11 protein-coding genes are annotated in these 12,250 nt (G+C 40.1%); all 11 read left to right on the plus strand.

Annotated features, from left to right (window positions below; all coding sequences use genetic code 11):
* Positions 1-3 precede the first annotated feature (3 nt).
* The gene (locus tag ACIQCO_RS11440) at positions 4-1,140 is read left to right on the plus strand and encodes a conserved virulence factor C family protein (protein WP_400428892.1); all 1,137 of its coding nucleotides are present in this window, start codon (positions 4-6) and stop codon (positions 1,138-1,140) included.
* A 57-nt stretch (positions 1,141-1,197) separates the two neighbouring features.
* A complete protein-coding gene (locus ACIQCO_RS11445) occupies positions 1,198-1,632 on the plus strand; it encodes a BrxA/BrxB family bacilliredoxin (RefSeq protein ID WP_400428560.1) in 435 nt (144 codons plus the stop codon).
* Between the two features lie 464 nt (positions 1,633-2,096).
* A complete protein-coding gene (gene iscB / locus ACIQCO_RS11450; protein WP_400428562.1) occupies positions 2,097-3,425 on the plus strand; it encodes an RNA-guided endonuclease IscB in 1,329 nt (442 codons plus the stop codon).
* Between the two features lie 84 nt (positions 3,426-3,509).
* Positions 3,510-4,103: a YpjP family protein gene (locus ACIQCO_RS11455; protein WP_400428564.1), complete on the plus strand. Its 594-nt coding sequence runs from the start codon at positions 3,510-3,512 to the stop codon at positions 4,101-4,103.
* A 101-nt stretch (positions 4,104-4,204) separates the two neighbouring features.
* Positions 4,205-4,786, plus strand: a complete 582-nt coding sequence (locus ACIQCO_RS11460; protein ID WP_400428566.1) for a TerD family protein — start codon at positions 4,205-4,207, stop codon at positions 4,784-4,786.
* An 81-nt stretch (positions 4,787-4,867) separates the two neighbouring features.
* Entirely contained in the window at positions 4,868-5,653 is a 786-nt protein-coding gene (locus tag ACIQCO_RS11465; RefSeq protein ID WP_400428568.1) for a TerC family protein, read from the plus strand.
* A 76-nt stretch (positions 5,654-5,729) separates the two neighbouring features.
* The gene (locus ACIQCO_RS11470; protein ID WP_400428569.1) at positions 5,730-6,917 is read left to right on the plus strand and encodes an HpcH/HpaI aldolase/citrate lyase family protein; all 1,188 of its coding nucleotides are present in this window, start codon (positions 5,730-5,732) and stop codon (positions 6,915-6,917) included.
* Positions 6,868-8,223, plus strand: coding sequence for a phosphoribosyltransferase family protein (locus ACIQCO_RS11475; RefSeq protein WP_400428570.1), 1,356 nt, complete (start codon positions 6,868-6,870; stop codon positions 8,221-8,223). The genes ACIQCO_RS11470 and ACIQCO_RS11475 overlap by 50 nt, the downstream gene beginning before the upstream one ends.
* A gap of 1 nt (position 8,224) precedes the next feature.
* Positions 8,225-9,346 carry a cysteine protease StiP family protein gene (locus ACIQCO_RS11480; RefSeq protein WP_400428572.1) on the plus strand — a complete coding sequence of 374 codons (1,122 nt, stop codon included), beginning with the start codon at positions 8,225-8,227 and terminating at the stop codon, positions 9,344-9,346.
* Complete coding sequence (locus ACIQCO_RS11485; RefSeq protein WP_400428574.1) at positions 9,343-10,152, plus strand: hypothetical protein; 810 nt, start codon at positions 9,343-9,345, stop codon at positions 10,150-10,152. The genes ACIQCO_RS11480 and ACIQCO_RS11485 overlap by 4 nt, the downstream gene beginning before the upstream one ends.
* Before the next feature lie 453 nt (positions 10,153-10,605).
* Positions 10,606-12,249, plus strand: coding sequence for a YceG family protein (locus ACIQCO_RS11490; protein ID WP_400428575.1), 1,644 nt, complete (start codon positions 10,606-10,608; stop codon positions 12,247-12,249).
* Position 12,250: the final 1 nt, after the last annotated feature.

The following is a 12,250-nucleotide window of genomic DNA, read 5'->3' on the forward strand; positions in this document are numbered from 1 at the left end:
GTATTGAAAATTAAGGCAATAGAACCGACTCCAAGTCCGAATACGATGAAAATTATTTTAGATCAAGAATTGCCAATGGGGAAAAGCCATAATTATAAAAAAGAAACAGCGGTTGATGCACCAGCCATCATTCAAGCGATTTTACAAGTTGAAGGAATAAAAGGTGTCTACCATGTTGCAGATTTTCTCGCTGTTGAACGAAACGCGAAATATGACTGGAAGGAATTATTGCCAAAGGTCCGCCATGCCTTTGGTGAAAAAGCATCCGATGCTGCCAGTGTTGAAAAAGTAGATGAACATTATGGTGAAATAAAAGTGGAAATCCAATTGTTTAAGGATATTCCACTCCAAGTGAAGCTTACAGACAGCGGGGCGGAGCGCCGGTTTGGCATGCCGGAATACTTTTTAAAAGCAAGGGAGCGGGCACAGCTTCCGGAAGATAATTATATTCTGTTACGGAAATGGCAGAATCAAGGTGTCCGCTATGGTGAGTTTGAGCAAATTGGGCAGGAGGTTGTCGAGGAATTAATCGCTGCCTATCCTACTTCACGCTTAGAAGAATTGGTGGCAAAAGCTCAAGCTGGTGAAGCGGCTTCACCGGAGCAGAGACCTTCACGTTCTCGAATGAAGGTTTCGATGGAAGAATTACTTAATCCCAATTGGCGGGTACGTTACCAAGTCCTCGAGCAAATGGATGATCCGGAACTTGATGATCTGCCTGTTCTTGAAAAAGCATTATCTGATGAGAAGCCTTCCATTCGCAGACTAGCAACTGTATACCTGGGAATGATTAAAGAAAAAGAAGTTCTGCCGCTTCTTTATAAAGCGCTGAAAGATAAAACGGTGACCGTCCGAAGAACGGCAGGCGATTGCTTATCCGATTTGGGCTTTCCGGAAGCTGCTAGTGAAATGGTCAATGCCTTGAAGGACCCCAGCAAATTAGTTCGTTGGCGTGCGGCTATGTTCCTCTATGAAGTCGGGGATGAAAAGGTGCTGGCAGCTTTAAAAGCTGCCGAAAATGACCCTGAATTTGAAGTGAGTTTGCAAATAAAAATGGCTATTGAACGAATTGAAGGCGGCGAGGAAGCCAAAGGTTCAGTCTGGAAGCAGATGACAGAAGCAAGAAAAACAGACAATTAAGTGGTCAAATAACAAATGATTTAGTATCCTAAAAGGGAAGAAATGGAGTGATGAAATATGTCTAATGCTTATGAAGAATATATGAAACAAATGGTTTTACCGATGCGCGAAGAGTTAACAAGAGCGGGTTTTGCGGAGCTGACAACGCCTGAAGCTGTTGAAGAGTTCATCGAAAAGACAAGCGGGACAACACTGGTTGTTGTGAATTCCGTTTGCGGCTGTGCCGCCGGATTAGCCCGGCCGGCAGCAACGCAGGCTGTTTTAAACAGTGCGAAAAAACCGGATCATCTTGTGACGGTTTTCGCCGGCCAGGATAAAGAAGCAACCGCAAAAATGCGTGAGTATTTTGAAGGTATTGAGCCTTCATCGCCATCAATGGCCTTGATAAAGGATAAAAAAGTCGTTCATTTTATCCCGCGCCATGATATCGAGGGAATGCCAATGGAAACAGTGATGCAAAATCTAATCGGTGCCTTCGAAACAAACTGCTAAAAAGGATGTCACATAGTGACGTCCTTTTTTTTTATTCTCCACTAACGTTTCTAGTATAAGCAAATGGGAATTTTGAAAATATTTAAACTGCTTTTTTCCATTTTTGCATAAAAAGAAGTATAATATTTTTTAAGAAACCAAATTCATAAATAAAGTTCAATAGAGTCAACAACCCATGACTGAAGTCACGGGCTTGTAAAAGCCTTTGAATTTACCATGACAAACCTTCGGGTTTGTAGTTGATTAGCCTAAGTCTCTATGAGTCTTCGATTCACAGAGGATGCTTCTACGTTACGTTAGAATGATATAGGTACCTTGGGATACTCCACACGTCCCCTGCACTACGGCTATTGGTTAAACATCTCTGAGGTAAGGAGAAGTGCTGATAGTAAAAACCTATCGTAACATTGGCAATGTGGACCAACAGCTTCGGCTGACTTATATTCCCTTGAGGAGTGTTTAAAGTGAAAGAGGAAAAAATAGCTGCTTATGTGATTAGCAAAGAAGGAAAACCATTAGACCCCACAAAACGAGCGGGGAAAGTTAGAAGACTATTAAAAGATGGACAAGCCAAAGTATGTAAAAGAAAACCTTTTACGATTCAATTATTGATTGATTCAACCTCTTACACCAAAATTTACACCTTAGGTGTAGATACTGGATTTCAACATGTTGGTTTATCCGTTGTTAGCCCAACCGAAGAAGTATTTTCAGCTCAATTAGACCTATTAGCCGGTCAGGTTGAACGGAACGAGGAAAGAAAATCCTATCGTCGAACTCGAAGAGGAAGACTCCGATACCGAGCTCCGCGATTTGATAATCGAAAACGTAAAGATGGATGGTTGGCACCATCTATTCAACATAAGATGGAGTCTCATTCCCGGATAATTGGTTTGTTAAGACAGATTCTGCCGATTTCAAATACAATTATTGAGGTTGCCAGTTTTGATACTCAAAGGATTTTAAATCCAACTATTAAAGGATTGGAATATCAAGAAGGCTGCCAAAAGGACTTTTACAATTTGAGAGAATACATTTTACATCGGGATTGTCATAAATGCCAAAATCCTGATTGTAAAAACAAAGATAAAAATCCAATTTTGGAACTTCATCATATTGTTTTTAGCAGAAATGGCGGTTCCGATTCACCGAACAATTTGATTACACTTTGCACCAAATGCCATACGCCTAAAAACCACAAAGGCTTCTTGAAAAATTGGAAACCTACGATTAAGAGTTTAAAAGGTGCGACATTTATGACTGCGATTCGTTGGAAGTTAGTAAATACACTAGAATGTCATCATACGTATGGCTATATGACGAAATCCAAACGAATTGAAGAGAAAATTGAAAAGAGCCACGCAAATGATGCTTTTGTTATTGCCGGAGGTAATCAAAACATCAACAGATGTACTCCATACACCATTAAACAAGTTAGACGAAACAATCGCTCCTTGCGTAAATTTTACGATGCAAAATACATCAATTCCAGAACGGGTGAAAAAGCATCTGGACAAGATTTATTTAATGGCAGAAGAACGCGAAACAAAAGTTTAAATGAAGAAAATCTACACAACTATAGAAAACAAAAGCTTAAAAAGGGTTATTATTCTCTTAGAACACAACGATATCCTTTTCAGCCCCATGATTTAGTGATTTTTAATCATCAGCAGGCATTTGTGGTGGGAACGCAAAACAAAGGTGCCTATGTTAAATTGAAAGAAGTGAAAAGGGTACCGAAGGTAGATAATTTGCGACTTATTAAAAGTGGAAAAGGTTTCTGTTTTATTTAAAACCACGAAAATTAAACCTAAGTTGATTCATCCCACGACTCAAGTCACGGGTGTTCTTAGCTTAATCATAAAGGGGAATGAAAAATGAACAAATGGCTCCGTAAATCATTATTTGTAATGGTTTCCGCTTTAACCTTTGGTCTTGTTACACCAACACAGCTAATGAATAACGTAAATGCAGAGAAACTGAGTGATAGGGATGCCTTTGAAGCATCAGCTGCGGACCGCAGTCTATCTTCAGCTAATGCATTTTTAGAAGAATCAAAGTTTGATAGAGAAAAGTTTATCGAGGAATTAATCAAACAGGCGGAAAATCAATCCTATCAAAAGTTTGGCACAAAAATTAAGCCAGTAATCGAAAATGAATTTCGTGAAATTATTTTGCCAAATATCGAAAAAGCAGTTGATGAAACCGCAGCGCAATTTCCTGAGGAGGATTTAAAAAATCTAACGATAACCGAGCAGCCAGGTTCCGGACATTCTGAAAAAATTTTTAATATAAAAAATGGGGAAACAGGAAAAGATATTTTACGATTCCATGTTAGACGAGATAATCCACCTAAAGCCGGATACTGGTTTAATTTTCATTATCATACCTATCATGATGATTTCCAAAGCCATCATGAGCTAGGGGCAATTTATTGGGCAAAAGATACACCGCCAAAATGGATGAGTTAGTGTTGGATTTGCGAAGTGACATTAAAAAATTTATTATAGAATGAAACCTTTTTATCAGAGACCCGTAAATAGACTATTACCTAATTTGGAGGAATGAAGAAATGGCAGTAAGTTTATCAAAAGGTCAAAAAGTAGATTTAACAAAAACAAATCCAGGTTTGTCGAATGTTGTTGTCGGCCTTGGCTGGGATACGAATAAATACGATGGTGGACATGATTTTGATCTTGACTCTTCTGTGTTCCTTTTAGGGGAAAATGGGAAGGTTACCAATGAAACGGATTTTGTTTTCTACAATAATCCACAAGGGGCTAACGGAGCCGTTGTACATACTGGGGACAATCGAACAGGTGCCGGCGATGGTGATGACGAAGCAGTAAAGGTAAATCTTTCAGCCGTTCCTGCTAATGTTCAGCGAATTGCTTTTACCATTACGATTCATGATGCTGAAAGCAGAAATCAAAATTTTGGACAGGTCTCAAATGCCTATGCTCGAATATACAATGAGTCTAATGGTGAAGAACTAATCCGATATGATTTAGGCGAGGATTTCTCAATTGAAACGGCGGTTATTGCCGGTGAATTATATCGCCACAATGGTGAGTGGAAATTCAGTGCAATTGGCAGCGGTTATCAAGGCGGATTAGCAGCGCTAGCAACGGATTTTGGCCTATCAATAGGTTAATAATTAGAATCGAAGAGACCCGCACATTCTTAGGTCTTTTAACAAAAATTATCGTTTTTTAATCTAGGAGGAATTTCTTTAATGTCAGTTTTGAATCATATTTTGGACACATATGCATTATTCTTCGATTGGGATCATTGGGCACAGGTATTAACCGACCCAGTCAGTTGGGGACTAATTGGTACTCTAATCATTTTAGAAGGGCTGCTTTCTGCTGATAATGCTCTGGTATTAGCGGTAATGGTCAAGCACTTGCCGCCTGAAAAGCGGAAAAAAGCTCTTTTTTATGGTTTACTGGGTGCGTATTTCTTCCGATTTCTCGCAATCGGAATCGGAGTGTACCTCATCAAGTTTTGGCTCATTAAAGCACTTGGAGCAGCGTACTTGGCATGGTTATCGATAAAATATTTCATCGATAAGCGTAAAGCGGGTGCGGATGACGAGGAAGAAGATGCCAAAGGTATGAACCCAGGCGGTTTACTGATTCGTTTATTTGGTACCTTCTGGGGAACGATTGCTGCTGTTGAGCTAATGGATATTGCCTTTTCAGTTGACAGTGTTCTTGCCGCTTTTGGTGTCAGCGACCAAATCTGGGTTTTATTTGTTGGCGGAGTCCTCGGCGTATTAATGATGCGTGGTGTTGCAGGCGTATTTCTTACATTAATTGACAGAGTCCCTGAACTTGAAACAACGGCTTATATCTTAATACTTATCATCGCTGCAAAGATGTTACTCAGCCTTCCTGCAATCGGTTTTGAATTAGAATCGCTGCATTTCTTCATCATCTTACTTGTAACATTTGCTGCAACGTTTATCATTCACTTCATGAATAAGAAAAAAGAAAGCAGCAATGAAAATCATTTATAAAATTGTTCTAAGAGGGGAGCTGACGAAAGTCCGTTTCCTTTCTTTTTTACCCTTTACAGAGGAGAAGGCCTAAAATATGGAGTTTTTTACATACTTTTATGAAGAAGAATTAAATAAATTTTTCTATCAAAAGCCGCAAAGGTTTAATAAATTTTCGAACCGGGAGCTTTTGTCCTATGGGTTGGGCGCAACCCTTTATATGCCGGCGACGCGCCCGAATATTCACCAGGATATTCTTTCAAAGAAACATGAAGGTTTGACATCGCTTGTCATTGACCTGGAAGATGCCGTTGGCGATAACGAAGTTTTCGGTGCCGAAGGGCTGCTGATTGCGGAATTGCTAAAATTATCAGGAGAATTAAATAAGGGCTTTATAAGTTTTGAAGATTTGCCATTAATGTTTGTCCGTATCCGTAACCTGGAGCAATTTAAACGAGTAAGCGAGCAATTAGGAGATGCGACTAAACTTCTTACAGGGGTGGTTCTTCCTAAGTTTACTGCCAAAAATGGGGAAGAAATGCTGAGGGAAGTACTAAGGCTTCATTCGGAGCAGCATCCTTTTTATGCCATGCCAATCCTTGAAACAGCTAGGGTTATTCAAAAAGAAACGAGAATGGAAGAATTAATGAATATTAAGCATCTTCTTGATCTAAACAAGGAAAATATCTTAAATGTGCGGATAGGGGCCACGGATTTTTGTGGTTTGTATGGGATTCGCAGGAGTGCGGATACAACGGTTTATGATATTTCGGTATTAAGAGATTGCATTTCCGACATTGTTAATGTCTTTCAACGGTTCGATAGTCCATATGTGGTTTCAGGACCCGTTTGGGAATATTTTTCAGCGAAAAAAAGAATGCTGAAGCCGAAGCTTCGGCAAACACCGTTTCGTGAACGGTACGGGGTTGAGGGATTGAAATGGAGAACCAAATTGATAGATGAAAACGTAGATGGGTTGATTCAGGAGATACTTATGGATATTGCAAACGGTTTAACTGGAAAAACAATTATCCATCCCTCCCATATCAAAATCGTTCAGGCACTCAATGTTGTTTCCTATGAGGAATATGTCGATGCCAGTAATATAATCAATGCCGCAAATGGAAATATTGGCGTTATGAAAAGTAATTTTGCGAATAAAATGAACGAAATCAAGCCGCATTATTATTGGGCCAAGAAAATGATCTTAAAATCACAGCTTTACGGGGTGCTGCATGAAGAATTCACAAACATTGATCTTATCAAAAGAGAAGTTTACGTATAATATCCTTGATTCGTTTAAAACGGAGCTTGAGGTAGGAGAAAATCCGTACCATTTGCCTATTGAAGAGCTGTTTACGATGGCGGCTCGCATCAATAAGAAGCGCTCATTTTTGTTTGTCAGTAAAGTGCTTGGCAAACATTTGCCGATTAATCCTAATAAAGGGCTGCTGACTGCCGCTTTATTGGCCGCTAGATTTTTAGAATCTGTAAAGGGCTTGGAATGTGTGGAAAAGGAGAGGCTGCTGTCATTATTTACAAACAGTGAAGCCTATCAGAGATGTTCCTTTATTCCAAAAGCTGTCCACCCTGTCATCATTGGTTTTGCTGAAACGGCAACCGCCCTTGGCCATGCCTTCTTTGATTGCTTTCAAGCCGCTGCCTATTTTCATACAACTAGAGAAGAGCTCATGGATGGAAAACCCGTAATTACCTTTGAAGAAGAGCATTCTCATGCGACCTCGCATCGCTGTTATATTCCATTGGAAATACTTGATAACGAACGAGAAATCATTCTTGTTGACGATGAAATGACAACAGGAAAAACAGCGATAAATATTATCCAGTCGATTCATGCCAATTTTCCAAGGCGTGTTTATACGGTAGTAAGCATTTTGGATTGGCGTTCTGAAGAAAATCAAGCTGAATTCTCCCGCCTCGAGGAAGCTCTTGGGATAAAAATTCATGTCGTAAGTCTATTATCTGGTCAGGTGCGCGTGAAGCAGCTGAAAGAAATTGACAATTTAACGAAAAGAAATGAATGGAACGGGAGTGTGGAGCCATCAGTTGAAATGCTGCAGTTGGCTGATTTTTTTACAGCCACCCCGAACGCTTCTATTAATCCGTTAAATAAGTCAGCGTATATCGAAGAGACTGGACGGTTTGGTCTTAGAAGTCATGAAAATATCACCCTTGATGGCAAAGTTTCTGCCGCTGCTTCTTTTTTACAACAAAACAGAACGGGTGGAAAAACGCTATGTCTTGGAACAGGGGAATTCATGTACCTTCCAATGAGATTAGCCGCTCAAATGGGGAGCGGCATTTACTATCAATCAACAACTAGAAGCCCAATATATGTTGAAAACAAAGAAGGATATGGGGCGCGGTTCGGGATTAACTTTGTAAATCCCGAAGATCAATCTGTTTCACATTTTGTTTATAATATCCCCCCAGGTCAGTACGATGAATTATTCATCTTTTTCGAAAGACAAGTAGAATTCGAGAAACTCCAGCCTTTACTAAATGAGCTAAGAAAACTAGAAATTAAGGCGATAAAGATAGTCTTTTTTTCTGAAATCAGAGGTGAATGAAATGCAGCAGCTAAGCAGCAAACCTGCTAACATCGGATCGTATCCAGAGAGTGACGTGCTTTTTCTATTAAAGGATTTAAGTGATATTCAGTTGGAAGATTCCGCGGTTAATCGGGAATTGCAAATCCAATCTGGCGGACATTATAGTGAATCCTTGCCGATTGAGTATCAGCCGCCAAAGGAGTATGTCGATTTATTTTGGAAAACATTGATGGAATACAAACAAAAAGTAGCGATTTGTGTAGGGATTGTGGCTGAACAAATCTATCAATTAAAAGGGAAAAATGCTATTCTTGTTTCCCTTGCCAGGGCAGGGACGCCTGTAGGAATCTTGATTAAGAGATACTTAAAAATGCGCTATAATGTGTCATTGCCGCATTATAGTATTTCTATCATCCGGGACAGGGGAATTGACGAAAACGCACTTCACTATATTGTTGACAAGCATCCAAATGGAACGATTCAATTTGTCGATGGCTGGACAGGAAAAGGGGCTATTTCGATTGAGTTAACAAAAGCCTGCCGGGATTTTGAACAAAAATATCAAATTAAGCTTGATGATACGCTCGCCGTCATTGCCGATCCCGGCTATTGTACGACTCTTTACGGAACAAGGGAAGACTTTTTAATCCCAAGTGCTTGTTTAAACTCGACTGTCTCCGGGCTTGTAAGCCGGACAGTTTTAAATGATAAATACATCGGCAAGGATGATTTTCACGGGGCGAAATTTTACCGCGAGTTGTTTCCAGACGATGTTTCCAATGAATTCATTGATATGATTTCTTGTGAGTTTACCTTTATTGCTGAGGAGGCTGCGGAAATAGCTTCGCAAATGAGCCAGGAGAAAATCGAAACAGGTTTCTTAGGGATGGAAGATGTAAAGAGAATCCAAGCTGAATTCGCGATTGAAAGCACACATTATATCAAGCCTGGCGTCGGAGAGACGACTAGGGTTCTTCTCCGTCGGGTTCCGTGGAAGATATTAATGCGTGACCCTTCAAGCCCCTTTGTCAAACACATCCTAATGCTGGCCCAAGAAAAAGGGGTTGAAGTAATAGCCTACCCTAATTTGAACTATTTGTGCTGCGGCTTAATCAAATCGGTGAAGGAGAAGCAAGAATGATTTTTGCATCTGACCTTGACCGCACTTTAATGTATTCGAAACGAGCAATCCAAGAGCTTGGTAATGCCGGGGGCGTGGACCTGAAACCTGTTGAGAGTAAAGATAACAGCTGGGTCGCATATATGACAGAAGCCTCCTTCACCGCGTTAAAAGAACTGGCACGGCAGAGTCTATTTGTCCCGGTTACAACTAGAACAACCGAGCAATTTAATCGATTCGTAATTTTCGCTCACGACATTCCGATTAAATATGCAATTACTTCAAATGGAGCTATTATTCTCAATCAAGGTGTGCCAATGGAAGAATGGGCGGAGCATATTTCTGCCCGGCTGCATACTGAGTCGGTCCAACAAGCTGAATTACTGGCGATTTTACAAAGGGAAGGGTTTCAGTTTGATGGGCAAATGAAGCAGGCAGGGAAGCTATTTTTTTATTATATCTTAAATAGTCTGCCTTCTCTGTTTGATAGAAAAGTGCTCAATGAATTGGTGTTAAAATATGGCTGGAGGATTTCCTTGCAAGGAAGGAAGCTGTACTTTATCCCGAGGGCAATCAGTAAAGGGGATGCCCTTGAATTTATTTGTAATTGTGAGGGGACAAAAGCAATTGCGGGAGCGGGCGACTCCATCCTTGATTGGGACTTCTTGCAGAACTGCCAATATCGTTTTGTGCCAAGACATGGCGAGCTAACGGATTTGGAAAATACTAATGGACTAACAATTACTAGGAAAAAGGGCGTCGATGCAGGTGAAGAAATTCTTCACCAGTTTTTAAAATTGATCCCCATAAAATCTAGTTCTTTTTAACCAACCGGTTGAACACAAAAAAATAAAGGCTGGAAAAAGCTGCGAAGCTGACAAAAAAGAATAGAATTGATACGGGTATTGATTGCATCACAGGGGTGAGCAGCAGCGTGAACACAAAACTGATTACCAAAAGATCAAGATAAATAAACGCATCAGAAGTCAAAACTTCCATAACGGTATTTATTTCCTCATTAATGTGTTCCATCTTCGGGCGCTTATATAAAAATCTCATTCGAGTCACCTACTTTAGTTTGGGTACTCCATTTGTATGTAAGGACAAGGAGAAAGGTGAAAAATGAGGAAATAGCATAAAATAGCGAAACATTTTTAGCCGAGTTTCGTATAAACAAATGAACACTTTTGGTAACTGTGATATGATGATAAGGTACCTTTACATAATTTAACTAACAGTCTTGAAAATAAGCTTTCGCTTTCAGAGGGAAGGGATTATGAATGTATCCACCATTAAATCAACTAAGCGTCCGTCCTGTAGGTACTCTTTCCTATGAAAACTGGTCTGTTATGTTGAAAAAACCATTGCCAGATCGGCCAAATTATTCATTGGAAAATGGAACCATTCAGATTGGGCAAGTACTGGGGAAGTTTTTGGGAATACCGATTGACACGGACGACTATTATAACCAGCTTTTTGATTATGTTAATAATATGGCAGAATGGAATCTGCATTTGCTCAGTGAGGAGTCACTTGATAAAGCGATCAACAATGCTCACTTTCAAGCGATTCAAAAAGTATTTAACATTAATCAGGAACAGAAGCTGTCGGTTAACCGTTTTACTGCTTTTCTCGACGGCGAGCAGCTTTTGTTAAAGTCGAGTGAACCTGTCATCCATCGCAAATTACGAGAAGCGATGATTGCAACGCTTGAATTGTACACAAAACTCGAAGCGGATGGCTTGAAAAACCACGAGCTGAGACGAGTTCTCGTTGATCTCGTTAAGTGGTCCATCAACCATTTGCAACCACTATTGGAGACGGCCGACCCACAAAAAGCGATGCCGAAATTCTTGTGGTACGGTGACTTTAAGAAGAGCCATCAATATTTTTTATTTTATTTAAGCAAGCTCGGCTGTGATATTGTTATTTTTCATCCTGAAGGTAAGGATATTTTAGCGGGAATAATCGATGAGCCCGTTTTCACGCATCGTTTCCCAAATAACCAGCCTGCGGAACCGTTTCCTACGGAAAAACGGGCCAGGAAAACAACGGTTGCTTACCGGGCCTCAAAAGAGATTGAGACAATTTTAAATCAAGAAGGGTCCGGTCTTTACAAACCATGGCAATTAAGGGATTACAGCCCTTCTTCCATTACGTTAAAAACAACATATGATGAGCTGTTTATTCTTTGTAAAGAAATAGCGATGATTCGTCCTGATTTCGAAGTGGCGAATGGACAAGTTAAAATTCCAACGATTTTCGCGAAAGTACAAGGGGTAAGCAGGAATCGAAAAGAATACTGGGAACGGCTGCAAGCGCTCAGCCAATTAGAGCATAGTTTACTGATTCGTAAACTGCCTCTGACAATGGCAAGCACGAGCGATTTCCGTTTTCATTATCGCAATGCGCTGGGCAGGGATGGTTTAATTGTCCCTGAAAATATGATGCGGTCGCACTACTGGCCCTATTCTTTTTTAGCGGCAGGTTTACAAAAGGGAATCGCCAATGCCGTTAGAAGCATCTGCGAAAAACCCGGATTAAAGCCTTTACCGAATGAAAGTTTAGAAGATGTGAAAATGTACCTGTTTACCCAGGCAATGTTCATGCAAAAAAACATTATTCAATTGCTGGAACGATTTGATTACTCCCAGCATGTCCCTAAATTAATTATTTACAATAATGAATTAACCGGGATGCTGTCGAGGTCGGATGCGGCGCTGCTGCTGCTGCTAAATCAGTTCGGTATTGATATCGTTCTATACAATCCGCCAGGCCATAATGATATCGAAAATTACCTCGATGACCAATTATTTGATAAACATTGGCTTGATGACATTGTATTTGAAATGGAATATAAAGAGCCTTCTCTTTTCAAAAAGGGTCTTTTTCAAGGAATCTTAAAAAATTTAAGGGGAGATTAAC

Origin of the sequence: Neobacillus sp. NPDC093127, assembly GCF_044754175.1 — a bacterium.
GTDB lineage: Bacteria > Bacillota > Bacilli > Bacillales > Cytobacillaceae > Neobacillus.

Bases quoted from the DNA above. Each gene is read 5' to 3' on its own strand.
- ACIQCO_RS11445 (WP_400428560.1), top strand. From the start codon at position 1,198: ATGTCTAATGCTTATGAAGAATATATGAAACAAATGGTTTTACCGATG.
- ACIQCO_RS11455 (WP_400428564.1), top strand. From the start codon at position 3,510: ATGAACAAATGGCTCCGTAAATCATTATTTGTAATGGTTTCCGCTTTA.
- ACIQCO_RS11460 (WP_400428566.1), top strand. From the start codon at position 4,205: ATGGCAGTAAGTTTATCAAAAGGTCAAAAAGTAGATTTAACAAAAACA.
- ACIQCO_RS11465 (WP_400428568.1), top strand. From the start codon at position 4,868: ATGTCAGTTTTGAATCATATTTTGGACACATATGCATTATTCTTCGAT.
- ACIQCO_RS11470 (WP_400428569.1), top strand. From the start codon at position 5,730: ATGGAGTTTTTTACATACTTTTATGAAGAAGAATTAAATAAATTTTTC.
- ACIQCO_RS11475 (WP_400428570.1), top strand. From the start codon at position 6,868: ATGAAGAATTCACAAACATTGATCTTATCAAAAGAGAAGTTTACGTAT.
- ACIQCO_RS11480 (WP_400428572.1), top strand. From the start codon at position 8,225: ATGCAGCAGCTAAGCAGCAAACCTGCTAACATCGGATCGTATCCAGAG.
- ACIQCO_RS11485 (WP_400428574.1), top strand. From the start codon at position 9,343: ATGATTTTTGCATCTGACCTTGACCGCACTTTAATGTATTCGAAACGA.
- ACIQCO_RS11490 (WP_400428575.1), top strand. From the start codon at position 10,606: ATGTATCCACCATTAAATCAACTAAGCGTCCGTCCTGTAGGTACTCTT.